The 25,828-nt window shown below is 42.4% G+C and carries 21 protein-coding genes; 2 read left to right on the top strand and 19 right to left on the bottom strand.

The window, feature by feature from the left end:
- Positions 1–6 precede the first annotated feature (6 nt).
- The 10 genes from ACKI39_RS07880 to ACKI39_RS07835 all read right to left on the bottom strand — a co-directional run bounded on the left by ACKI39_RS07880 (position 7) and on the right by ACKI39_RS07835 (position 16,287).
- Positions 7–807, bottom strand: a complete 801-nt coding sequence (locus ACKI39_RS07880; RefSeq protein WP_407399332.1) for a hypothetical protein — start codon at positions 805–807, stop codon at positions 7–9.
- A gap of 21 nt (positions 808–828) precedes the next feature.
- Positions 829–2,532, bottom strand: coding sequence for a DNA repair protein RecN (gene recN / locus ACKI39_RS07875; RefSeq protein WP_407399330.1), 1,704 nt, complete (start codon positions 2,530–2,532; stop codon positions 829–831).
- Positions 2,525–3,379, bottom strand: coding sequence for an NAD(+)/NADH kinase (locus ACKI39_RS07870; RefSeq protein ID WP_407399328.1), 855 nt, complete (start codon positions 3,377–3,379; stop codon positions 2,525–2,527). The genes recN and ACKI39_RS07870 overlap by 8 nt, the downstream gene beginning before the upstream one ends.
- Before the next feature lie 21 nt (positions 3,380–3,400).
- Complete coding sequence (locus ACKI39_RS07865; RefSeq protein ID WP_407399326.1) at positions 3,401–4,507, bottom strand: DegT/DnrJ/EryC1/StrS family aminotransferase; 1,107 nt, start codon at positions 4,505–4,507, stop codon at positions 3,401–3,403.
- A 238-nt stretch (positions 4,508–4,745) separates the two neighbouring features.
- On the bottom strand, positions 4,746–5,234 hold the full coding sequence (locus ACKI39_RS07860) for a chemotaxis protein CheW (protein ID WP_407399324.1): 489 nt from the start codon (positions 5,232–5,234) through the stop codon (positions 4,746–4,748).
- A 71-nt stretch (positions 5,235–5,305) separates the two neighbouring features.
- On the bottom strand, positions 5,306–6,016 hold the full coding sequence (locus ACKI39_RS07855) for a ComF family protein (protein ID WP_407399322.1): 711 nt from the start codon (positions 6,014–6,016) through the stop codon (positions 5,306–5,308).
- Between the two features lie 166 nt (positions 6,017–6,182).
- Entirely contained in the window at positions 6,183–8,774 is a 2,592-nt protein-coding gene (gene mutS / locus ACKI39_RS07850; protein WP_407399320.1) for a DNA mismatch repair protein MutS, read from the bottom strand.
- A gap of 5 nt (positions 8,775–8,779) precedes the next feature.
- Complete coding sequence (locus ACKI39_RS07845; RefSeq protein WP_407399318.1) at positions 8,780–9,298, bottom strand: OmpH/Skp family outer membrane protein; 519 nt, start codon at positions 9,296–9,298, stop codon at positions 8,780–8,782.
- A gap of 36 nt (positions 9,299–9,334) precedes the next feature.
- Positions 9,335–11,815 carry an outer membrane protein assembly factor BamA gene (bamA, locus tag ACKI39_RS07840; RefSeq protein ID WP_407399316.1) on the bottom strand — a complete coding sequence of 827 codons (2,481 nt, stop codon included), beginning with the start codon at positions 11,813–11,815 and terminating at the stop codon, positions 9,335–9,337.
- A 29-nt stretch (positions 11,816–11,844) separates the two neighbouring features.
- A complete protein-coding gene (locus tag ACKI39_RS07835; RefSeq protein WP_407399314.1) occupies positions 11,845–16,287 on the bottom strand; it encodes a translocation/assembly module TamB domain-containing protein in 4,443 nt (1,480 codons plus the stop codon).
- A gap of 91 nt (positions 16,288–16,378) precedes the next feature.
- Here ACKI39_RS07835 and ACKI39_RS07830 point away from each other — a divergent pair, with 91 nt between their 5' ends.
- Positions 16,379–17,107, top strand: a complete 729-nt coding sequence (locus tag ACKI39_RS07830; protein ID WP_407399312.1) for a hypothetical protein — start codon at positions 16,379–16,381, stop codon at positions 17,105–17,107.
- Here ACKI39_RS07830 and fliJ read toward each other — a convergent pair.
- The 9 genes from fliJ to flgB form a co-directional block, all read right to left on the bottom strand.
- Complete coding sequence (gene fliJ, locus ACKI39_RS07825) at positions 17,083–17,523, bottom strand: flagellar export protein FliJ (RefSeq protein WP_407399310.1); 441 nt, start codon at positions 17,521–17,523, stop codon at positions 17,083–17,085. The two genes, ACKI39_RS07830 and fliJ, sit on opposite strands and share 25 nt — an antisense overlap.
- A 21-nt stretch (positions 17,524–17,544) precedes the next feature.
- Positions 17,545–18,897 carry a FliI/YscN family ATPase gene (locus ACKI39_RS07820; RefSeq protein WP_407399308.1) on the bottom strand — a complete coding sequence of 451 codons (1,353 nt, stop codon included), beginning with the start codon at positions 18,895–18,897 and terminating at the stop codon, positions 17,545–17,547.
- A 130-nt stretch (positions 18,898–19,027) separates the two neighbouring features.
- On the bottom strand, positions 19,028–19,957 hold the full coding sequence (gene fliH, locus ACKI39_RS07815; protein ID WP_407399306.1) for a flagellar assembly protein FliH: 930 nt from the start codon (positions 19,955–19,957) through the stop codon (positions 19,028–19,030).
- A 31-nt stretch (positions 19,958–19,988) separates the two neighbouring features.
- Positions 19,989–21,047, bottom strand: coding sequence for a flagellar motor switch protein FliG (gene fliG, locus ACKI39_RS07810; protein ID WP_407399304.1), 1,059 nt, complete (start codon positions 21,045–21,047; stop codon positions 19,989–19,991).
- A 3-nt stretch (positions 21,048–21,050) separates the two neighbouring features.
- Positions 21,051–21,446, bottom strand: coding sequence for a hypothetical protein (locus ACKI39_RS07805; RefSeq protein WP_407399302.1), 396 nt, complete (start codon positions 21,444–21,446; stop codon positions 21,051–21,053).
- Between the two features lie 6 nt (positions 21,447–21,452).
- Complete coding sequence (fliF, locus tag ACKI39_RS07800; protein WP_407399300.1) at positions 21,453–23,162, bottom strand: flagellar basal-body MS-ring/collar protein FliF; 1,710 nt, start codon at positions 23,160–23,162, stop codon at positions 21,453–21,455.
- 187 nt (positions 23,163–23,349) lie between these two features.
- On the bottom strand, positions 23,350–23,694 hold the full coding sequence (gene fliE / locus ACKI39_RS07795; RefSeq protein WP_407399298.1) for a flagellar hook-basal body complex protein FliE: 345 nt from the start codon (positions 23,692–23,694) through the stop codon (positions 23,350–23,352).
- 73 nt (positions 23,695–23,767) lie between these two features.
- A complete protein-coding gene (flgC, locus tag ACKI39_RS07790; protein ID WP_407399296.1) occupies positions 23,768–24,229 on the bottom strand; it encodes a flagellar basal body rod protein FlgC in 462 nt (153 codons plus the stop codon).
- A 37-nt stretch (positions 24,230–24,266) separates the two neighbouring features.
- A complete protein-coding gene (flgB, locus tag ACKI39_RS07785; protein WP_407399294.1) occupies positions 24,267–24,686 on the bottom strand; it encodes a flagellar basal body rod protein FlgB in 420 nt (139 codons plus the stop codon).
- Between the two features lie 124 nt (positions 24,687–24,810).
- Between flgB and ACKI39_RS07780 the strand changes: the two genes are divergently transcribed.
- Positions 24,811–25,662, top strand: a complete 852-nt coding sequence (locus ACKI39_RS07780; protein ID WP_407399292.1) for a hypothetical protein — start codon at positions 24,811–24,813, stop codon at positions 25,660–25,662.
- Positions 25,663–25,828: the final 166 nt, after the last annotated feature.

Here is a 25,828-nt window from a genome sequence, read left to right as displayed (position 1 = left end):
AATGAATTACTTTGAGATACCCTTCTTTTCATCACTTTCCATCTTAGTCTTCCAGGCAAGGGCTTTCTTTCTGATGTTTTCAGATTCTTCGCTGTCACTCATAACCATGGCAATGCGGCGGAGTGCGATAAGAAGATTTACAGCCATGCGCATGTCGTCAACGCGCTTGCTTGCAAGCTCATATCTGTCACGATAATCCGTAGCACATTTAGAAAGAAGTTCACGGATCAAACGGACATAAAGAATCGTATCTTCATAGACTGGAGAATTATGGTCAAAATAGTCCTTTACAGCTTGCTTCATGTCCACAAAATTCTTTGCGACAACCGCATGACGGCCACGCATTTCAACGAAGGATTCCTTCCATTTTGAATTTTCACCGAAGGCATCAACAAGGATATCGATGGCAAGACCAAGCTTACGGATTATATCAAGACGACGCGTAATAGTAAGTTCTTTTATAGGAAGAATTTTTGCTTCAATATCAGAATAAGGACAGTCAACGGTGTTTGAAACGACATCTTCAAGATAGATAATTGCCTTATAAAGCGACTTACGGGCATCGTTAAGGATATCGTTGTTCTTAACCTCAAGCATTTCAACTGAAATGTTATTGATGCTCATCTGAACAGTTGCAAGGTAAACCATCTGCTCTGCAAGGGCTATTTTCTTAAGTTCAACACCTTCCTTCAGGCCACGTAAAGCAAAGGAATCATCCTTGTCCTTTTTTATGAGACCATTGATCTGTTCCTTTATTGGACGGATTGTTTCATTGAATTCCTTTCTTGCTTCTTCTGATACTGGCATTTACTTCCTCCATTGAAGATTTTAAATGGTTTCGTGCTGCTTTAACATGGCAGCGGCGTGCTCAAGGGAAGCCTGAGAAACACTGTCACCGGACAGCATTCTCGCAATTTCACGAACTCTTTCCTGACCTTCAATAGGAAATACATTTGTCGCCGTCGTGTTTCCTTCAACACCCTTCTGTATCTTTATCTGATTATCGGCATAAACGGCAATACTTGCAAGGTGAGTTATACAAAGAATCTGTTTTTTTGCAGAAAGCTTCTTCATGTGATCACCAAGGGAAACGGCAACTTCACCACCAATACCAGTATCGATTTCGTCAAAGACAAGGGTTCCGGCAAGGTCTGCTGCACTAAGGATAGTTTTTAAAGCAAGCATAACACGGCTAAGTTCTCCGCCGGAAGCAATTTTTGCAAGAGGAAGCAATGGAGAACCTGGATTTGCACTGATGAGGAATTCGATGTTGTCCATGCCATACGGACCACACTTCTGTTCCACTGCATTGCCTTCCTTTTCTGTAAGATTCACCTTAAATCTAGTTTCCTTCATACCAAGCTTTGCAAGGATTTCCTCAACGGCGGTGGACATTTTTTCTGAAGCTGTCTTTCTCTTATCAGAAAGAGACTTAGCCGCAGTATAAACCTTTTTTTCAAGAACTTCGATTTCCTGCTCAAGAACCCCTTTATCCGCTCCACTGCCAGTCAATTCCTCAAGCTGTTGCTGTGCTTTTTCAAGATATTCCAGAATATCGGCAACATTGCCATTGACTCCGCCAGCATACTTTTTCTTGAGTTTATAGATAAGGTCAAGGCGTTCCTGAACCTGAACAAGACGGTCTGGATCAAAAACAAGAGAATTTTTGTATCGTCGGAATTCAGAAGCGATGTCATCCACTTCATAAAAAGCAGACTGTAGACGGTTTTCAAGAACATCAAGACTCTTGTCAAGCTCTACTGATTTTCCTGCAATTCCTGTAACTCTCTTAAAAAGTGAAATAATGCCACTACCGTTATCGTCCCCTTCAAAGACAGTGTTGATTTCTTCTATATCAGAATAAAGTTTTTCAAAGGAACTGAGTTTTGATTCTTCGGCCTCAAGTTCCTCATCTTCATTTATTTTAAGCTTTGCATCGGTGATTTCATTGACGGCAAAGGAAAGCATGTCAATTTTTTCGGCCCGCTCAGCTTCATTGCTGTTAAGGGAATCAAGCACACGGCGTTTTTCTACAAGCTGATTGTACAAGGCCGTGAAGGCACTGACTTCATCAACCACATCGGCATATATATCAAGGTAACGTCTGTGGTCAGCAACCTTCATAAGTGACTGTTGTTCATGCTGCCCATGAATATCAACAAGAAAATCCGCAAAAGATGCAAGATCTGCCCTTGTAACAGGAACTCCTCCAATCCATGCAGATGATTTTCCTGTATCACGGATAAGTCGGCGCAAAAGCACCCTGTCCTCTTCTGCTTCTATTCCATGCTCTTCAAGCCACTGAAAAGCCTCCTTTGACTCAAGTAAAAAGGATCCTGAAACCTGTGCCTCGTGCATACCTGTCCTGATTTGCTCAGGGCTTGCCTTTCCACCAAGAAGGAAAGCAAGGCTGCCGATGAGAATGGATTTTCCCGCACCAGTTTCACCGCTTAGTACAGTGAAGCCTTTATTAAAATCAACATGTGCCGAATCAATAAGTGCAAAATTCTTTATATCAAGTTCTTCAAGCACGAGGGCCTCCTGACCAGTTCAGCTTGCTTTGCAATGCAGCGTAGAATTTTTCCTGAGTAGAACCTATCAACCTGGCAGTATACTCAGGAATACCAAGAATTATCACATCGTCTTTCTCAAGATTGAATCCAATCTGACCGTCACAATCCAATGCCACTTCCGCGCGGGATTCAAGAACAGTAATAACAATTTCACCGTTTCCAAATACCAAAGGGCGGGCTGAAAGACTAAAGGAACTTACAGGCGTAAGAACCAAGGCTGGAGTAGAAGGTTCAACTATGGGACCTCCTGCCGCAGCAGAATATGCAGTAGACCCCGTTGGTGTAGAAACGATGATTCCGTTTGCCTTAAAAGGTCCTAGAAGCGCATGGTTGTATGCAACCCTGAGGTTGACAAGTCTGGTTGAAGGACAGGACGAAATCACGCAGTCATTCATTCCAGAACAGTTAAACACCGTCGCACCGTTTCTTATGACCTCACATTTTACCAAGGTCCTTTCACTAATAAAGCTTTTACCTTCCAGAAATTTTACAAGCTCAGATTTCCAGTCATTCTTTGAAATCGATGCAAGAAATCCAAATTCCCCGAGATTGACAGGAAAGACGGGAATTCCTAGAGGTGCACAGCCACGGCACGCAAAGAGAACCGTTCCGTCACCGCCAAGGGTAACGACAAAATCATTACCAGAAAAATCAACAGCAAGCGGTTGTTTGTGAACTGCATCCTTTCCATTGTAGGCAAACACAGAAGTTGAAATCCCCTTCCCTTCAAGAAAAGAAGATATGTCTTTTCCTAAAGGATCTGCGTCGGCTTTGAATGAATTGGAAACAATAAGACACTTTTTCATCTATGAACGATTCCTGAACCTTTAGAGCAAAGTAGACAATACCTTGACTATCTGTGCAGCATCCTTCTGACCAAGTCTTGGATAGAGAGGGAACACAGCGCATCTGAGTAAAAGAGAATTAGCGCAGATGCATTTCTTTGATATCTCCTGCTGTCTCATGGCAATGATGGTATCTTCATATGCCTGACGGATTTCTATGTTCTTTTTCTGTGCATATGCCTTTGCATCCTTGAAACCAGAATTAAGCACAAGAGGAAAAGAAAAGATCGTCGATCCTCTTCCATCTGCTCTGGCATAGGTCTTGTGGCGACCATTCATGACAGCACGTGAATACAATGCAAAAAGTTCTTCCCTGGTCTTTTCGTTGCGGGCAAATTCCTTAAGCTCAACAAATGCAAGGGCAGCATTCATATCAGTCATTACATCCGTAAACGGAGCTTCTTCTGCAATATGCTTGAGCACGGTCCATTCCTTTCTGCTTGGCGCTATCAGGAGAGCTCCGCCACCTGCCGTTATGATATCTTTTTCTTCCATACCGAGAATGGCATACACACCGTACATGCCTGCCCTTCTACCAAGGACTTCTTCTTCGGTTTTTGAATCTTCACCTTCCGCAGTCTTAGATGCAGGTTTCTTTGCGGCATCAGCTTCATCAAGAGGATAGCTTGAAAGCGCAGACTGGGAAATATCTTCAACTACAGGAATCCCAAGTTCAAGGAATGCCTTGATATCAGGAAGAACACCCATGGATTCAGCAAGAATAAGAAGACGACCACCTTCCTTAATGCATTCCTGAACCGAATCAAGAGTCATAAGACCTGTTTCTTCAGAAACATCTGCAAAGAGAGTCTTGTACCCAAGCTTTTCAACAGTGAGAACCTGATATGCAGGTGCAAGAGCGCTGAAAATAACGGCTCCATCCTTAGGAAAATCAAGGGCTTTGAAAATATATTCAAAGGCAATGGCTGGGCTACGCAATGCAACAGCTCCGTCAAAACCCATAAGTTCTTTTGCAGTCTGAATAAGCTTCGTGTTCATGTCACCAGGTCCGATCTTTTCATCGACCATGCATGTAAGAACAGCTTCCATTTCTTTACGGCGGATAGTAGGACTGTAAGTATGAATCATTTTTTAATGTTCCTTTGTAAATCTTAAGGAGATTTTGTATGGGTGAGAAAAATAGAAGTCACCCAAAATTCTATTTTATATGGAGTCTCTAAAAATTGCAATTTTTAGAGATGCCCTATATTATAAATGAAAGTTTCATTTTTGTCACATCTTGACCAAATAAATGAACCCCGACGCAAACATCGGGGTATCAATCTTCCGTAATAGGAAGCCATAGAATGTCAAACTCTATTTCCTGTCATTCAGCATCAGGCTCAAGAATCTTCTGAAGTTCCTTTGCACTGAAAAGCTTGCGTGTATCAAGAATAATCAGGTAGCTGTTGTCCTGACGAACTACACCCTGTATGTATTCAGTACCGATACCGCTGAGCATCTGTGGAGGAGGCTTGATTTCCCCTCGGTCTACTGGAATAACACGAGCAATCCTATCGATGATAATTCCGATCTTATTTCCTTCAATATCAAGGATGATAAATCCACCTTCGTCCTCTGCAAGAGAGTCATCTTCCACCGTCATCTTCTTAAGGTAGAAACGCTTATGAAGATTGATGATAGGGATAACTTCACTGCGAAGATTAATGATACCCTCTACATAGAAAGGTGCGTTTGGAATCGGGCGAACATTCTGTGTCTTAACGATTTCCTTAACATCCATGATATCAACACCGTACAATTCATCACCAAGCTGGAATGTTACAAGCTGAAAGGATGTATCTTCTTCTGCCATTTCAAACTCCTCTAAATATCCGCGATATCGTAATGCATAACGACAATACAATTTTAATCCATAAAAAGCGTCTAGTCCACTATAAAGACTGTCAAAGCATATACTTTTTCAATTCCAAGGGACTTAAGCAACTTTGCACAGCTTTCTACGGTAATACCAGTAGTCATTACGTCATCTAGAATTATAACACGTTTTGGCAGATTTTCACGTTTAAGTTTCAATCCTTTTTTAGAAAGAACATACCTTTCCCCAGAATCTTCCAACCTATGTTTTCTATCCAATTTTTTCTGCTGAACTGAATCCACCCTCCTCAGCAACCTGAGCACCTTGTGTCCATACCTGAATTCAAGGAACCTGCTGATTTCATCTATTTGATCCCACCCCTTTTTCCTGATTTTTCCAGGCCTAGGTGGAACAGGAACTATGGCTACGCCCTTTTCAAACCTAGAATCCATGGCTTTATGGCACATTTCTGCCATCAAAGGAGATAAACCCCTTTTTTCAAGCATTTTCCAATGGAACATCAAGGTCTTGCCCCAAAGCCTATAGGGAACAATGGGAAACACCCTGTCACAGGATTCTATGACCTTCTCCTTTCTGCACGACATGCATGTTCCGCTTTCACTAAGAAGCAGTTTACCGCAGACCGAACACCGACTCTCACCCTCCCTGGGAGAACAGAGCTTGAACAGATAGTTTTCCCTACACTCCTTGCAGACCTGACCAAGAACAGTTTCTTTTCCGCAGACGAGGCAATTTCCTCCGCCATAGGCATAGTTCAATACAAGACGAAGAAAATCCTTTGCCCTGTAGAAAATCCGTCTTTGCAACATCATATAAATTATTTTCGATAAAAATAAAAAAGCGGACAAATAAGATATAAATTATTGTTATAAAAATGTTAAAAATAAATGAACCTTCCCTATTTAATATGGAGGTTTCATTAAATCAACGACCATCGAGGGATTTCTTCCACCTTGAAAGGGTCTGAAGGGCAGACATTGGCGTCATGTTGTCAAGATCACAGGAAAGGATTTCATTGATAACCATTTCCTCTTCGCTAAAAAGCCCACCTGCATAGGTTGGATTTCTTTTTTCAGGCGCAGCAGTCTTTACGGTTTCAACGACAGTGGCAGTATCACCTGCTTCCGTCTGGATTTTTTCAAGAATTTCCTGCGCCCGAAGGATTACCTGGTCTGGGATTCCTGCAAGGCGTGCAACATGGATACCATAGCTGTTCTCGCTTGCCCCTTCTATTACCTTGCGAAGGAACACTATGTCAGTACCGTTCTCGCTTACAGCCATGCACAGCTGCTTTATCAAGTCATGATCAAGTCGTGTAAGCTCATGATAATGTGTGGCAAACAAGGTCTTGCACTTGAGTGTATTCAAAAGATGTTCGCTGACAGCCCATGCAATGGAAAGCCCGTCCTCAGTGCTTGTACCACGTCCTACTTCATCCATGATCACAAGGGATCTGTCCGTTGCACTTCTGAGAATGCGGGCGGTTTCAGTCATTTCCACAAGGAAGGTAGATTCACCTTTTGCAAGATTATCGCTGGCTCCAACACGGCAGAAAATTCTGTCGACGATACCGAGCCTTGCTTCCTTTGCAGGAACAAAGCAGCCAGTCTGGGCCAACAATGCGATAAGTGCATTCTGTCTCAGGAAGGTGCTTTTACCTGCCATGTTTGGTCCTGTAATAAGCGCAAAGCTCTTGCTTCCATCGCCCGAATACAGACTCAGGTCATTAGGTACGAATTCTCCCTTAGGAAGGTGCTGTTCAACAACAGGATGCCTACCCTCTATGACAAGGAATTCCTTGCTTTCTGCGGAAACAACAGGACGTACCCATCCATGGGAAACCGATGCATCGGCAAAGGAGCTTGCAACATCAGCATAAGCTATTTCCTGTGCCGTCTGCTGCAGGTAGAGTACATATTTCTTAAGTTCATTACGAACCTCGATAAAAAGATCATGCTCAAGCTGAATGATCCTGGTACCTGACTCATTGAGTTTTTCTTCCAGCTGCTGAAGCCTTTCCGTAGTGTAGCGATCCGCATTAACAAGAGTTCTTTTCATGATGAAGTGTGGAGGAACTTTGTCAAGCTTGCCTCTTGTAACTTCTATGAAATACCCAAGGTTTCCAGTGTTCTTTATCTTAAGGTTCTGTATTCCTGTCTGCTGTCTTTCTTCTTCTGCATATTCCTCAAGAACAGTATTGAAATCTCGCTGAATTTTTTTCCATTCGTCAAGCTCTTCCGACCATCCAGCCTTGATGATTCTACCTTCAGTAAAAACAGTCGCAGGATCATCGTCAATGGCATTTTCAATAAGATCAACTATCTTATGCGCATCAGAGGCATCCGTAAATGAAAAACCATTTTCCTCCAATGAAACCCTTGCCTTCAACCATAGGTTCAAGGAATTCTTAAGAGCCTGAAGATCTTTTGCATGGGCTCGGTCCATTGCGATTCGACCAGCAAGACGTTCAATATCAAGGATTCCATCTAGCTGGTCACGGACTTTTCGGAGGAGAGAAACATTATCTACAAAAGACTGAACATGGTCCTGACGGGAAACAATCTGCTTTTCATTTGTCAAAGGGAATGAAAGCCAGTCGCGGATAAGTCTTCCACCCATTGCCGTCTTTGCATTGTTGACGCATTCAAGAAGGGTATACTGAACCGAACCGTCGCGAAGATTTGATGTAATCTCAAGATTGCGTCTTGAGGAATCATCCATCATAACAAACTGGGAATCCTTGTAAATGGAAATTCCTTTGATATGATCCGATTCTGAATTGGTAGTCTTAAGTATGTAGTCCAAAAGAAATCCTGCAGGGGCAACTTCAGGACTTTCTTCCGTCAAAGAAAAGGAACTTAAATTTGCCGTCTTGAACTGCTTTATAAGACGTTCATAGCATTGCTTTGAATTAAAATGCCAGTCTGGATAGAAGGATACGGAAGATATGGAAAGACTTCCAAGTACTGCATTCACATCTGCGTTGTTTCTAAGACCTTCAGGAAGAATGATTTCACGAGGGGAACATCTCCCCAATTCCTTGGCAAGGTTCTCACGAAATGATCTTTCACCAAAGCTTGTGGCTCGGAATTCACCAGTAGTGACATCAACATAGGCCAATCCCACCGCACCTTTTTCAACGCATATACAAGCAAGAAAGTTGTTTGCATTGCCATCGAGATATTCGCTTTCTGTTGCGGTTCCTGGAGTAATGACCTCTACAACCTTGCGTTCAGTAAGGCCTTTCTTTGCAATCTCTCCTATCTGTTCCGCAATGGCAATTCTTTTCCCCATGCGAAGAAGTCTTGCAATATAGATTTTTGAAGCGTGGTAGGGAATTCCACACATGGGATTATCACCACGATGAGTAAGTGTAAGATTAAGCAGACGTGAAACTTCAACGGCATCTTCGTTGAACATCTCATAGAAGTCACCAAGTCTGAAAAAAAGAACATCATCAGGGTACTGTGCCTTGATGCCACGATACTGAGTTATGATCGGAGTTTCTTCTGCCATTTAAATTACAATCCAAGCTGAGATATTACCTGGTCCGTAATGTCAACTGAAGGACTGTACCAGAGAATGGAATTTGCTTCCTGAAGGTTAAGAATTGCACTGTAACCACCACTTTCTGCAACGCGGGCAAGTGTATCATAAAGCTGCTTATAGAACGCATTGTTTTCCTTAAGTGATTTTTTGAGGGACTCAAGCTCCGTATTCTTTGCGCTGGTATATTCATTGATAAAATCAGTCTTCTTTGTGATCTGAGCTTCTATTTTCATCGCTTCAGAATCATTTCCCTTGCGCTGATATTCAATCTTCTGATCATTGAGACGCTGAAGCTCCGCTACATGCTTGTCCAGTTCCTTCTGGAAATCTTCCTTCTTTGTCTCGTAGTTTCTTACAGGAGCGGAATTTCTGAAATATGCCTGATACACCTTGTTAGTATCGACAACGGCAAATTTCGTAATCTGTTGAGCAAAGGATGCGGCAGTAAAGGCAACAGAAAGAATGCATACTGCAAAAATATTCTTCTTCATATATAAACTCCTGCTAAAGAACTGAATGTTCTTTGATTATCTGTTTGTCATGTTGAATGAAAGGACGAAGTGCCAGTTGCTCTTCCAGTTAAAGTCTCCATCTCCATTCTGGTTGGTGAATACAAATTCACCGTTTCTATATTTACAGGTATTGGCGAAAAGAAGTCTGAGAGGGAACTGCTGGATACAGAATCTAATGCTAGGACCAAAACTGTAATACCAGTCTTCTTTTGTAAGGGAAGTAAACAACTCAGACTCTTCCTTTTTGATGGCTACAGCATCACCCCAGAGATCGAAGGAAAGGATACCTGGGAGAACTGGGTATCTCAACTCGAGGGTATTGCTCCACATTGCGTGACCACGACCTTTGTTTGTGTTGTAGATTGTCCATCCACGTCCGTTGAACATACCATCAATGTAAAGCTGGTTTGATCTCTTGATGTTTGTTCCTGGTGCAGGGAACTGGAGAGACAGAGATGAATATCCCATGAGGACAAGCTTAACAGCAAATTTGTCCGCAAAATAATGATCGAATATGGTGAAATACCTTTCGGCCTTTGTATCAGATCTAAGATAGAATTCCGTTTCTCCCCAATCAGGAGCAAAGGCAAGTGCACCCTTCTTGAAAAGGCCATACCATGAAAGCTTCTGGCTTGCAAACCATCCTGTAGATGGATCATAGGAAATATTTCTTCCGTCAAAGGAAATGGAAGTCCAGATGGAATTCTTTGGTTCCCAGTTATTGTTGTAATAACTGATTGAAGAATCGTACGGAACAAACAATGAATCTTCATAATCGTTATAGAGGATACTGTTTGTCATACCACCACCGACAGTGATGATGGCAAAGTTAGGAGTCCATCTCTTTGCAAGAGATGTGCTCAAGTCAAATTCGTTCTGCTTGTACTTCATGTAGTAGTAGTCGTTGTTGATGTCTCCACTAGGCATGAACTTATTGCGAAGGGCATAGTTTGTTGAATGAGAATAACCCACCGACACATTTCCGCTTATAGGCTGTCCGAAAATCCAGTTCTGACCATAGCCAAGGGAAACAGACTGTTCACTTGTAGACAAAGTTGTACTTACAGAAGCAGAACGTGCTTCACCCCAAAGGTTTGAATCCTGTAGCCTTGCAAAGAGAGATACAGGGAAATCGTTAGGATCTGAAACACCTGAGAATGTAAAACCAACATCAAGAGAAGTGGTACTCTGCTCTTCCACAGTAAACACCACGTCGACAAGGTTTTCTTCTGAACCCTGGACTACCTCTGGAGCTACTGCAGAGAAGAACTGAAGATTGTAGAGGTTTCTCATGCCGTTGGTGATCTTGGCATTGGAGAAGATATCTCCTTCATCAATAGGAATTTCACGGCGGATTACATAATCCTTTGTCTTTTCGTTACCCTTGATGATGATGTTTTCGATATGGCTTCTTGGTCTTTCATCGATATGGAGTACATAGGAAACAACCCTGGCATCAGCATCTTTTTTCTGCTCGGGATAGAACTGATTTGAAGTATAGCCGTTTTCGTAGTATTTGTTCTGAATGTTGGACTTGGTTTCCTGAAACTTGGTCTCATTGTAGATTGCTCCAGTCCTGAGCGTCACAAGCTTATCCAATTCCTCTGTTGAGAAAACCTTGTTGCCGACATAAGACATTCCGCCATATGTATACTGGGCTCCTTCCTGAATATCGAAAGTGATGGTAAGTTCCTCACGGTTCTTTTTTTCATTGTATTCCGAATCTGTAGAAACGTTGAGGATTCTGGAATCGGCATAACCGCGGTTCTGGTAGTATGTAAGGATGGCCCTTGAGTCAGCAGAAATAGATGCGTCCTGGAAGGCACCCTTATTGAAGAGCCCAACTTCCTTCATCTTGACCTTGCCCTTAAGGGTCTTAGAGGAAACAACCTTATTGCCGACAAAGTTGATCTTCTTTACGACAGACTGCTTACCTTCACGAATCTTAAAGGTAAGCGTTACGCCATCCTCCTTGACTTCAGCAGAAGCAGATACAGTCGCCTTTGTAAAACCCTTTTCTATATAGTAGTTTCTGAGGGCACGCTCATCGATCGAAAGCTTGTTTTCTATATATACGTCATCTTTCTTTAAAGAAATCTTTGCCTTGAGATCCGAAGTATGAAGAGCCTTATTGCCAGTGAATTTGATCTTAGTAACAATAGGCTTTTCCTGAACTATGACAATAAGGTTAACGGTCTTTCCATTATCACTGTTTTTTGAAGCCTTGATTTCAACATCATCAAAATAATCAATTGAAAAAAGCTTGTCATAGAGGTTGCTGATAAGCTCATCTGTGAAAGGCTTGCTGATGAAACTGCTTGTAACACCATCAAGGTCACCGTGCTTTACGGTCTTAAGGTTCTGGAAATGAATCAGTTTGATTGGCTTGTCATAATACCAACCGTCAGGTAACGACTCCTGAGAAAATGCCGAAACAAATACAGAAAAAAGAACAGCAAGAAATGTAAAAAGAAAACGTCTGTTGCGAAATGACATAATTTTATATCCCCAATTTTTTGAACTCATCAGAATGCCCAGCGCCACGAAAGTGTAACGGATGTCGCTTTTGCCCAGGATTCCTGCATATCACTGAGATCAGGTGCAAAATTCCAGCGTATATTGGCAAAAGGAGCATTGAACTCAAGACCAATCTCAGGCTGGAACACAAGACCATCTCCCATCGCTTCACTGGCACCTGCAATCTTTCGGTCATAGGTCCAATGAAGAAGAGCATCTGCGTAGACATCGCTTCCGAAGTACTTTCCAATATAAACAGTCGAATTGTCGAATAGGTTACCGATGACAGAATTATTTTCTGGCCTGTTTCCGATTTCCAATCCCTGCATGATAGTATTCTGCAGCGCTGTAGTTCTGATTGAAAATATATCAAAATTACATAAATCACGCAATGCGTTCTCAAATTTACGAAGAAGAGTGACCTGAACACCATAATCCATTCCAGAAACAACAAGATTTCCAACTGAATCAGCATCACCTGCGACAATCTGACCAAGCAAACTCAATATTTCTGTCTCAGACTTGGCAGGAACAGAAGAAAGGATGGCATTGAAGCTAGAAAGATTCTGGGAAATGGCAGACAAAATAATAGTAACATTGTCACCGCTGGCATCTCGTTCACGGGTTTCAGCACGGACAGTAATATTAGGATCAAAATGATCCTGCGTCTCGTTTAGGACAAGCCTACCCTGCTTAAGATAGAAGTTCCTGTTGAGATAAGATATTTCACCACCGCGAAGAACAATATCGCTCTTGATGCTCCAAAGACCTGTCGCTGTATCTACCGTAACATAAATAGGAGTGGACGGAGCAATAAGGCTTCTGAGGAACGGGTTTACATCTATCTGAACCCTTTGGCCGATCATAAGGGCAAGATCGATATTGAAGTCAATGGAAGGCTTGAATCCAGTTTCTCCTGTAGGGGCAGCCTTTTTCTTCTTTTTCTTTGGGTTTATAGGGTCGAGAAGCCTTTCCTGCCTGTTCATGTTATATGAAAGCTCAGAATTCTGAAGCTCAATGGAACCGTTGAGGGTCAATGAACGGTCTTCAAAAATCAGGGAGGCGTCAACGGAAGTGAATCCCTTGACTCTGAAATGGTCTACCTTGGCATCGACAGGAATCTTGAAATTCTCAAGGGTACGGAGATTCACGATGAAATTGTCCAAAGCCCATCTGTCCATGGAAATGAGTCCGCTGACAGCAACATAGCCAGTACGAACATGGAATAAGGTTTCAGTAAGAGAAATCTCTTCTCTTGTAAAAATGACCTTGATTTCATCTGTCATGAAATGATCAGGTATATATTGAGGAAGATTGAAATCAGGAGAAACAAGCGCCATGGAACCGCTCATCTCAGGGTCGTTCAAAGGTCCTGAAATATTAAGAGAACCCGCAAGGACTCCAGAATAAAGGGTAAACATGTCTGAATTGAATACATAGGCAATCTTTGAAAGGTCCCAATAGAAGCCGTTGAAATTCATGTCCATGATCTGGTTTCTATATGTTCCGTCCATGGAAAAATGAAGAGGCTTATTATCTGCCACAGTGAAGGCAACAAAACCGTCATCAAGTATTTCTCCGTAAGCACCTATGTTTTCATCGGTTACAATATCAAGACGCCCTGGTGAACGGATTATTGAGACATGGAAAGGTTCAAAGGATTCAATGAAATTGCTTTCAAGGCTTACACAGTCGGCGTCAATGGAGAACGCTTCTGGCATTCCCTTTGCATTTGGATCAGAAAGATTTGACAGGATGAAATCAAAACCAGCATCAAACTGTCTGTCCACACCGTTCATCTTGAAATGAACCGATGCATCTCCGTCAAAGGAATTCATGTCCAGCCGTGCCAAGACTTCATCTATCTTGAAATATCTCCATGAAATATCAGCCTTCGAGACATCAAGCACGTTGTCGATGTACGTTGCATTCAATCTGGCTGTAAGGTTGTTTCCTCCCAGCAGAATGGAAGAGTCAACCACATCGATTGAATAAAGAGGATTTTCTAAAGTACCGCTTGCATTGACATCCAGTGAAACTGTATTGCCGCTCCCCTGTCCCGTAATGAATCGACTGACTGGGAAAGAGGAGATACGGGATGTAATATTGAAGTAAAGATCCTTCTTGAAATTTGCAAAAGAAAACCCTTCTACAGCCATGCTCCTTGCTTCCCCACTGAAATCAATTTTTTCCGTTGAGACTGGACTCGCAAGGTTGATGTTGACGACGGCATTGTCAAAACCAAGATCGGAGGTATTCCATAGAATAAATCCATTTCCATCGAGAGAAGAAATATTGTCGGAGTATAGGATGCTTGAGGCAATCAAACCCTTGTCATTCATTTCGCCAGCAAAGACTACCTTAGGCTTGGACCTGAAGTTGTCGGTCAATTCGGAGATTTCAAATTTTTCTATGAAAGCGTCCCAGGATCCATCCTTGCTGAAGCTGAAGATTGAATCGGTGGATAGAGAGGCCGCATAGTTATTGTATGAAATCGGAAGATTGTTGAATCTGATGGAACCATCAGTGGTCCTGCCGTAGTTTACAGATGCTTCAAAACCATAATTTCCGCTGATGGAAAGCCATTCACCCCACGCATACACACCGTTCATGGCATAAGGGAAGGAATTGAGATTGAAGTCGGTAAAGAAATTCATCTGTCCAAGCTTTGTATCTATGTCAAGGGAGCCTGTGGCCAGAAGAGAATTTCCACCGTACATAAGATCAACGCGGCTGAAAGAAAAAGAAGTTCCTGTGCCATCAAATGAAACAAATAGAATCTCCCTGTCCTTCTGAGTATTTGCGCAGATGACTACAGGGGAATTGTATGTAAAGCTTGAAAAATCTGTGGCAAAATAGACTTCCAGCTGGGTAATGTATGGCTCTGCTTTTGGAACAACAGGTCCTACATATGCTTTTCCACCTTCCTTGTCCGTAAAAAATGCGGCAGTCTTTAATCCTGTGTCCAGGAAGAAATTATCCAAAGTTGCCGAAGCCTGCAGATACATATTGCCGCCAAGCTGAAGGGTTCCGTTTGCCGTAAGATGTCCAGGAGTTCCATATTCAGCATGGGAATAGTCATCGGCATCCACAACAAGAACAATATTTTTTCCAAGCGAAGAATATGCACGGAAATTGGAATAGGTACACCATTTCCCAAAATGAACCTCAGGCATATAGAAGTCAAAGCCTTCTGTTTTTCTTGGAGTGAAATAAGCAGTGGTTGAAAGCTTGTTGCCATTGAAATACGCATAGTAGTCAAGGTCAAGCCTACCCTTAGGCTGAAGCTTAGGAATATTGAATTCTCCCTTGAAGGTACCTTTGAAAATTCCGCCGTCCGCAGAAAGGTTTGATATCATGATGTCTGTGTTGTTGCCTGTACATCTTGCATAGACATTCTGTCCTTCCTTTGTAAAGCGTTTACCCCTCGGCATGTTGATTGTCGTATTGGTCGACCATGAATACTTGAAGGTTTTAAGATCCATGAAGAAATTGGATTCCGTAGTGAACAAAGATCCCTTGAAAAAATTGATGACTCCCATATAACTTGGAGCCCTGAACATATCAAGAGGATTAAGAGCATTCATGTGCACAGTACTTTCTACAGTAGTGCTGTCCAAACTGAAAAGCACCCTAAGATTCAAAGGGAAGAAACTTCTTGTCGATCGAACAATGAAATTATGTTCCTTGTAGTTCAGAAGGAATTCAAGATGCTTGACGGAAAAATCTGAGCGCCTAAAGTCATCAAGCCTAAGTCTGAAAGAACTTCCAGAAATGGAATGCATCAAGTTTCCGTCGATCCTATAGATGAATCCCGCAGATTTATAGCCGAAAGTGCTGATGTTGGAGTCTACGAGTCCGTTCAATCTTAGGAATACAGAGCTTGCTGAATTGTTCTTCCTCAAAAGGAGTTCTCTAAGGGCAACCGAATACACATCCTTTCCACTTGTGTATTTAAACCTGACGTTCTTGATCTGCACATCAAAAGGAAGAGAAAAGGCTATAGTCCGTACAAGGTCTTCCACAGAGGAAATTGAAAGAGAGGCTTTTTTTTCTTTCTTTGCTTCAGAGGAGAACAGCTTGGCAACTTTTTCATCACTGAAATTTATCGTTACATTTCTTACCGTAAGCTTTGTGAAGGCATGTTCAATATCACCGTGAATAAGATTAGAAAGTCTATAGTAGATGGAAGTTTTCTTTACGGAAAGAATTTCTTCCTGCGTCTCTGCATCCCTCAGCACGATGCCATTTAGGACAATGCCCGACAGAACTGAAGGAGAAAGGGAATCATAGGAAACAGACAGTCCAGTCTTTTCAACAAGCTTGCCTAAAAGCTCTGCTTCCAATGAGCGTACAGTCTGGTCCACCCTTTTGTACAAAGGACGCACCACAACCATGGCTATGGCAATTATTGTGAGAAAGATAGAAATACCGATAATGGTCTTTATCACCCTGGACTTCATAGCGTATGTATATCCGATTTATTTTATCAGAAAATTCCCATTTAATGAAGAAGAGTAAATTCCACTGTTTTTAGGAATCATGGTTCATACATCCATTAAACATAAAAAGCTAACAAAGGATACTGATTCAGCCGATAATCAAATCGTGAAGAAGTCTTTGCTGATTACATTGAAAGCTTTCTCGTTATGTGCAGTGCTTGCGCTTTTTGCAGTGCCTAAGGCTGATGCCTATGTGGCAAAATATAAAGAGGACTACTATAAATTATATCATGTTCATCACCAGCAGCTGCCTGATGACATAATCGAAAACATCTGGTGGCTTGAAAAAGCAACCAAAGCGGACTTCTGCAATCCTCTTTACGCCTATACAAAAATAGAGGATGAAGCTCAATGGGAAAAATACAGATGCCTTTTCCAGATGCACCTGAACCTTAAGCTCATAGAACAGCACCTGCGACTTGGAAACATATACGACAAGAAAGTCGCATATTTCTACGATGCCCCATGGAAAGATGAATACCTGAGGAATCTTGAGAAGGCAAAATCCTGCTACGAAATCTGCTATGTCTATTGGCAGGAAGCTTCGATCTGGGCAGAAAAAGCAAACGAAGGAAAATTCAAATTCTTGCACCTGACGGGACTTCAAAACTGGGAAGACGAAAGAGAAAGAATCGGCAACGGTAAGCTTGACTACAAGAAAACATTGGACAGAGAACTGTCGCGCCTAAACAGGGTAATTGAAGATTTAAAGAAGATGAACAAGACAGAGGGATTTGCTGTCATTCAGCTGCCAGAAGACTCGGAATGATATCTTGAAGTCATAACGTCATCGACGATGATCTCTTCCTGCTCCTGCATTTCTTTTTTCCACTTATTAAGATGCTTTTCCCTCAGTTTTTCAAGGGCCTTTGTTTTTTTCATGCATTCAAGGACAACGGCACGTTTTTCATCGGCGACCAGCTGAGCCTGTACCATTTCCTCAAGGAATTTTTCTTTTTGAATATCAAGTCCAGTAAAAAATCTATCCATCTGACTTAGGATCATGAAATCAGTCTGACCAGAGTTTTCCTTAGCCGTCTTAACCCTTTTCATCGCAATGGAATCAAGCTCACGCTGAATTCTTGAAACCTCCGCATTTGCCTTACCAAGTTCAGCCTCTGCCTGCTGCTGTTCAAACTTCCTGAGATCAAGAATTTTCTGCATCTTAAACTGAAATTTTTTCATGTTCTATTATCTGGCAAGTAATCATGAAACAGGTTTCTCTGAATATTCTTCTTCTGGAATTTCGATTCCGCTGACTTGTGACAATTTCTGGAGAGTTTCTTCCATGGAAATGTGGACATCAGTTTCCTGACAAAGAAATTCCTCTACAGCATCATGATGGTCGATAGCTTCATCAACATCAAGATTGTTGCCCTTCTGATAAACACCTGCAGTTATATAATCCTCCTGCTCGGCGTAGGTTGCAATCCATCTTCTTACACGCTGAACGGCCTTTTTTGTATTCACTCCAGTAACACGTCCAGAAAGACGGCTGATGCTTGTAAGCATGTCGATGGCTGGATAATGCTGTCTTGACGCAAGCTCACGGCTCAAAACAATATGACCGTCAAGAGTACCTCGGACTTTATCCGCAATAGGTTCATCCATGTCGCCGCCGTCAACAAGGACAGTATAGAAAGCGGTAATGGATCCCTTGTCGTTAGTACCTGTTCTTTCAAGGAGTTTAGGGAGCATATCGAAAACACTTGGCGGATAACCGCGCTGTGCTGGAGGCTCTCCATTGGCAAGGCCGATCTCTCGCTGGGCATGGGCAAAACGGGTCACACTGTCAAAAAGCATCATGACATCCTTTCCCTGATCGCGGAAATATTCGGCAATGGCAGTGGCAACATAGGCTGCCCTCAAGCGGCAGATTGAAGGAGTATCGGAAGTTGCGGCTACAACCACAGAACGCTTGAGACCTTCCTCTCCAAGATCATTTTCAATGAATTCCCTTACTTCACGGCCACGTTCACCGATGAGGGCAATTACATTTATATCGGCACTAGTATTCCTTGCGATTGTAGCAAGGAGAGTCGATTTTCCAATTCCAGAGCCAGCAAAAATACCGAGGCGCTGTCCCTTGCCTGAAGCAAGAAGTCCGTCAATGGCACGGACTCCTGTAACTATGCGTCGGTCAATAGGCTTTCGTTTCATTGGATTAGGAGGAGCTGCTGTTGCAGGATAATATTCTTGGGCTGCAATGTCGCCCTTACCGTCAAGGGATTTTCCAGTTGCATCGATTACACGGCCAAGAAGATGTTCTCCTACGGGAACTTCAAGAACATGACCAGAAGCAACGACAACGCAGCCGCATTCAATTCCCTTGATGTCACCATAAGGAGTCAGCCTTACAGTGTTTCCTTCAAAGCCGACAACTTCCGCAAGGATTGATGTATTCTGACTAGGAATATGTATCGTACAGATTTCGCCGATAACTGAACGGGGTCCATTGGATTCAATCAAAAGACCGTTAACACCAGTAACGGTACCAGTGTATTTTATCGGTTCAACGCGATTTACAGTATTGATGTATTTATCGAAAAAGTTTTCCATTATTCCCCACCCCAGGAAATTGAAAATTTTATGGGAGAAAACTGAAAGCATTTAAGCCTGCATTGCGGCATATCCCCATAAACCGCAGTCATTTGCCTTCAATTTTCAATCGGTATTCATAAACTATGTTTCAGTCAGCGTTGATTACTTCCGACTTTCCAACAGTCTTGATTGGAGAAATGCTAAGAATCTGAGTTTCAAGTTCTGCAAGCTGACTTGAAATGCGGGCATCGATGGCACCGAAATCAGTCTCAACAATACATCCACCCTTATCAACAGTGCTGTCTTCAACAACGAAGATATTCTTTATGTTTTCAACCTGATGAATGAATTCACTGATATGTTCTGTAGTAAGCTTGACGTCAGACATATTGACACGGAGAGTAACGTCACCGCTGCCTTTTACCTTTTTAAGAGCCTGAACCACATTTGACATGATTACGCTTTTCTGGTTGTCAGACATGATCTTAACAACTTTGTGAGCCATAAGAATAACAAGATTGACAATCTGCTGTTCCGTTCCATCAAGGATTTCCTGTCTTTTAGCCTGAACAGCTTCAATCATTTTGTGGATACGCTCAACAAGACGTTCCGCTTCCTGATTTCCTTCTTTATAACCTTCTTCATGACCAGCACGGAAACCATCACTTTCAGCCTTGTCAAAAATTTCCTTTTCTTCGCCATGAGCCTTATCAAGGATGGACTGAGCTTCCATCTTTGCATTGTTTATAATCTGTTCTGCTTCTTCCCTGGCCTGGGCAATTACAACGGCTGCCTTATCTGACTGCTGCTTAACCTGATTAAAGGCTGCATTCTCTGCATTTTTAACAATCTGGTCAGCATCTGCCTGTGCTTTTTCAAGCATCTTCTGCTTTTCATGTTCCCAGGATTCCTTAAAAGCTTCTGCTTCACGGCGAAGGTCATCGGCAGTTGGACCTGTATATTCAGGAATGACCTCGACAACCTCTTCCTTTGGAGGCTCGAAATTCTTTGTAAACTGGAGAACAACTTTATCTTCTTTTGTAGTTACTTCGTTTGACCTGAATACACTCTGTGCCATACTCTATTTCCTTATAACTTTTACTGATGAATTATACGACCATCTCATCGTCAGAAGAACGGGCGATGACGATTTCACCGCTGTCTTCGAGACGTCTGATGACAGAAACGATTTTCTGCTGGCTTTCTTCAACATCCTTAAGACGAACAGGTCCCATGTATTCCATATCTTCCTTAAGCATGCTTGCGGCACGCTTTGACATGTTCTGGAAAATCTTATCCTGAACTTCAGTATCAACAGACTTGAGGGCCTTTGCAAGTTCCTGAGTATCAACTTCACGAAGAACTTTCTGGATAGCACGGTCATCAAGCATAACAATATCTTCGAAAACGAACATGCGCTTCTTGATTTCTTCTGCAAGTTCTGGATCGTCTTCTTCAAGAGTTTCGATGATGGCCTTTTCAGAAGAGCGGTCAACAAGGTTAAGGATTTCAACGATGGAGTCAACACCACCGGCAGCAGTATAGTCTTCAGAAGACAATGTAGAAAGTTTCTTTTCAAGAACGCGCTCAACTTCACGGAGAACTTCCGGAGATGTACGGTCCATTGTTGCAAGACGCTTTGAAACTTCCGGCTGGATTTCAGGAGGAAGATTCTGGAGAATCTGGGCAGCTTTCTGTGGTTCAAGGTAAGCAAGAACCAAAGAAATTGTCTGTGGATATTCCTGCTGAACGAAGTTCAACAAGTGAGCCGGGTCAGTTCTTCTGATGAAGTCAAAAGGACGAACCTGAAGGCTTGAAGTAAGACGATTGATGATATCAATCGCTTTCTGTGAACCTAGGGATTTTTCAAGAAGCTCGCGTGCAAAGTCTATACCACCAGTAGTGATGAAGTTCTGAGCCTGCATGAGTTCCTGGAATTCTTCAAGAACCTGATCCTTGAAATCTGCATCGATTGTATCGAGACGAGCAATTTCAAAAGTAAGTGTTTCTACTTCGTCTTCACGAAGGTGCTTCATGACATCAGAAGCTACATCGCTTCCGACAGCAACAAGAAAAATAGCTGCCTTCTGACGACCCGTAAGGTTTTTATAGTCTTTGGCTCCGCCTTTCTTTTTGCCTTTCTTTCCGTCGACCATTTCTTCTGCCATAGCCTACTCCTCCTTGAGCCACATTGAAAGAACATTTGCCAGGTCCTGTGCCTTAAGACCATTGTTCGAAAGAACATCCGCACCGCCAAATCTTGCAGAAGAAGCATACCTAGCAGCAGTTTCCTCTGCATTCTGCTGTGCCCTTACAATTGCATCTGGAGGAAGAAGATTTCTTGAAATTCCAAAAGCACAAGTTTCTTCAAGAACTGAATTCTCCAGACTAACATTATATTGTCCGCCCAACGAAGCGAACCCTCTCTTAATTTTCTTCAACTCTGAATCAGAAAAGTACTTGCAGAGAGTTTCTGTAGTATAACCCAATTCACCGAGGAGAATTGCAGCCTTCTCTTTTCCAGAAAGCCTAACCTGTTTTATGAAGCCATTCTGCATAGGATACATCTGTCGTTACTCCTCCATAAGCCAGGTACGGATAAGCATGGCAACATCTTCTGGATGTTCCTTTGCCATAGCAATTGCATTTTCCTGGAGTTCTGCACGCTTGCGTTCCTCGACAGACATGGTAACTTCCATACCCTGCTGCTGAGCTTCCATAAGTGCTCTCTGGCGAGCTTCTTCCTGTTCGCGGATTCTTGCTTCTTCCGCAAGACGGCGACGTTTTTCGATTTCACGACTGATGATACGGAACGCAATGAATGCGATGAGGATTACAGCAATACCAACAAGGCTGAACATGATGGTCTTGTTGCGCTGAAGCTTTGCAATGAAAGCAAGATCCTCTGCATTATGTTCCTCAGAACGGTCAAAAGGAATGTTCGTCACGACAACATTGTCACCGCGTGCCTTAGTAAAACCTACAGCACCCTGAACAAGGCTCGTAGCATTCTTAAGTTCATCCTCAGAAATAGGGGTATACTTTCTGCGAAGATGTCCGCGTTCAAGGATAGGAAGATTCTTTTCACTGTATTCAAGTTCCCATCTACCGTCAATGTTGACAGACACCGTAACGCGATCGATCTGTGGAGATGTATCTTCATTTACAACTTTTTCACCAAATGCATAGTTGACTTTTTCAGCCTTTTCTTCAGACTTTCCTATCATGTTCGACATGTCGCTCATGACTGGAGGATTCTGTCCTTCAACACCTGCAGGACCTTCAGGATTATAGCTTGTTCCAGTAAAGGTCTTGTCTACAGTTTCTTTAGAAACGACAATCTTTTCAACGATTTCTGAGTCATCATAAGGTGTATTAGGATTATCTTCTCTGATGACAGTAGGAAGAATCTGCTTTGAATTGGTAGTGCGCTTTGAGGTGTTCATGTCAATCTTCATGTTGGCAATCTGAACGCGCTTGTCTCCGAATGTCACCTGAAGAGCTTTGAGAACACGACTTGCATATTCAGTCTCAAGTTTAAGGATGATGCGCTTTTCTTTTTCAATGTTTGAAAGGCGGTCACTTTCTGCCATACCTTCAAAGTCATTGATTTCCTGACCCGTGGCACCATCCACGATGGAGATGTTTTCTGCCTTAAGGCCTTCAACACCACGCATGATGAGATTCTGGATACCCTTGATCTGCTTCTTGTCTTCAAGGATATTTGAACCGCCGCGAGAAAAGAGAATGACGCTGGCAGTTGTTGGATTCTGATTTGATGTAAAAAGGGATTCCTCTGGAAGTGTAAGAACAACCTCAGCCCTCATGATTCCATCAAGAGATTCAAGATGAGACTTTACGAGGGATTCCATGGAACGCTTCCAGTTGACCTGGTCATCAAACTGAGTGCGGGACCATCTTGTGACGTCAAAGAGAGCAAAAGAATCCATGCGTGAAGGAGCAAGACCTTCTGCAATGAGCTGGCTCCTATATTTCTTTGCTATGGCCTCGTTATCAACATAGATGTAATTATCAGAGGAAACATAGGCATGTGTCCTGCTGTCTTCATCGAGTCGTGTAAGGATTGCGCTTCTTTCCTGCTCATCATTTACTGGAGCACTGAAAAGCTTTACTGAAGTTGGGCGTGAAGACATTCTTGCCATGAGAACAATGGCAACAACCACAGCAAAGAGAATTCCTCCTGCGATTGCCTTCTGAAGAACTGTCCATTTACCCCATTTGGTTTTAATGGTTTCTGTACTTTTTTTGAACCATTCGTTCATAATCCCCTCCCATGAACGAATATGAGTTTTATTGAAGTTTGTATGCTTTTCCCACCCGCATAAAAATTCCAATTATGAATGAAAAATTTTACCATACAAATTCAAATTTGACTAGTATTTTCTATATAAAATTTATCGCATTCCAGCATGTAATCCTGTAAATTCAGGAATTACATGAAACTCTTAGCTATCTGTTCTGAGAAAGATCCGTCCATCCCTTTACGACGCGTTCGATTACGGTCTGTGCAAGGTTGAGGGACATCTGTGCCTTTGCCATTGCAGTGGTAACATCATGGATATCCACGCTGTCAGGGTCTGTGATCACCTGTTCCTGGAGCGCAGATACATTGAGCTGCTGTGAATTCATCTTATCGACAGCTTCAAGAAGATAGTTTTTGAATGATCCTGTCTTGGCAACCCCACTGTTGTCGCCCTGGATTCCACCGACATTGATGCCAGTATTGATCGCCCCAGTTCCCATATGGGCAGGATGTGTCTTGTTAAGTTCAAGTGTTCCGATAGTCAAATTCATTTTTTAATCCCCTCGTGCATTTGATTCTACACTATCTCTTTGGTTTTACGCTACCTTTTTATTCTGTCGTTTTCTATCTTGAGCCAATATCAAGGGCTGAAGCGAACATTTCCTTGCTTCCCTGAATAACGCTTGAGTTTGCCTCGTAAGCGCGGTTTGCAGAAATCATGTCTACCATTTCGTTTACGATGTTAACGTTTGGATATTCAACATACCCCTTGTTTGGACCAGACTGGATTGCATCTGGATGGGATGGATCATAGACCATTCTTCCCTGCTCCGTATCCTTTGTTATTTCGCGAACACGAACACCAAGACCTGGACCATTGTCTCTTGCCTCATCAAGGAAAGGAGTCCTCCACTGCGGATTCTTTGAAGCAATAGGTTCAACGATTACGGTCTGCCTTCTATATGCACCACCTTCCTGTGTACGTGTAGAAGTTGCATTGGCAATATTGTTGGAAATGACGTCTGTGCGAAGACGCTCTACGCTCATTCCCGAAGATGCTATGTTAATGCTTGTAAATAATCCCATGGTTGTCTCCTGTCATTAATATGTATCAATCAACAAATCAGATTGACTTCATTGCAGTGTTCACCTGCGAGAACTCAAAGTTTGTAAGCTGGGTAAGCAGACGATACTGCATCTGGATCTGAACGATCTTCATAGCTTCTTCTTCTGCATCAACATTGTTTCCATTTGCTTTTGAAGTAGAAACAAAATCCGTCACACGCCTTGGTTCAACATCGCGCCAATCCCTTGGAGTTTCACTGCTGATGTGGCGTGGATCCGAAGTCTGCATGCGGAATTCATTGTGGCTGTTGTCACGGCTTTCGAAAGCTCTTTTGAGTTCACTTTCGAAATTTACATACTGCTTCTTGTAGTTAGGAACTTCACTGTTAGCAATATTGTTGGCAGTAACCTGATAGCGCAGGCTTGAAACATCCATTGCGCGCTGAAGCAAATCTACTGAATTTGAAAAACTGTTCATACCCATACCTCAAATTTCGGAAAATGAAAAAAAAAGTTTAGAGAAAAAACAATTCATAATTCATAATTCATAATTTATTTGAAACCATCTTCTATTTTTATTGTTTATACATATAATTATGAACATGAAGAAATTTATTTTACTGGCGGCAGTCATTTTGACCTCGATAATGTATTCCTTTGCAGAGGGAAAATTCACGGAGCAGGAACAGTCACTCATCGACAGCTTCTGGAATTTCCGCATGGAGCTTACCTGCCTGAACGACAACGAGGAAGCAATTGCCGCCCTTGATTCCTTCAAGGAAAAGAACAAGGAACAGGTTGAGCAGCTTGGTAAAGAAGCTTCCATTCTGTTGGATGCCCTGATTTTAATGGAACGTTATAACTACATCTATACCTTTCCTGGAGAAAACAAGGAATCAAGGAAACCTTTCAGTGCGATGAGGCAGAAACTAAAGGCTTACATGGAAAACAAGACCGAAAAGGACCTTACACCTTACACCTATCTATGCTACGCTGATATAACATCTTATTATATGGCATATTCCATAAAGGACATCATCCTCCATGGAATGACCGTAAAACGTAATCAGGAAAAGGCTCTCAAGGTAAGCGAAACCTTCTCTCCTGCCATGGTCAACCTTGCACAGTGGTACTATTATTCACCCAAGCTTTTTGGAGGCTCCAAGGACCTGACAAGGGAATGGCAGCTTAAATCCATCGAGCATGCAAGGACAGACGCAGAAAAGTTCTACGCAAAGACGGCCTATTCCCAGTTCCTTTTTGAGATGAAGGAATACGAGGAAAGCAGGAAAGAACTGGAGGACTGCGCAAAACTATGCCCTGGTAGCAATTTTGTCAAGCTACTGCAGGAACAGAACGCCATGGGAAATTCCCTAAACGACTACAACAAACAAAGATCAAAGCTGCTCAAATCTGCAGACGACTACAGAAAGAAAAACAACATCAAGGATTGATCACACACAAAAAAAAGGACTTCACTGAAGTGCACCCCTAAAGTTGGACAAATAAAGTTCAATTTTAGGAGGTGCATTTTTTATGTCCAAATACTCAGAAGAGTTCAAATTAAAAATTGTAAAAGAGCATAAAGAAACGCATATAGGTTCAAAACGGCTGCATAAG

It is taken from the genome of Treponema sp., from assembly GCF_045641405.1.
In the GTDB taxonomy this organism is placed as follows: domain Bacteria; phylum Spirochaetota; class Spirochaetia; order Treponematales; family Treponemataceae; genus Treponema_D.
Note: the sequence above shows the minus strand (reverse complement) of the source record. Positions and strands in the feature narration are given on the sequence as shown.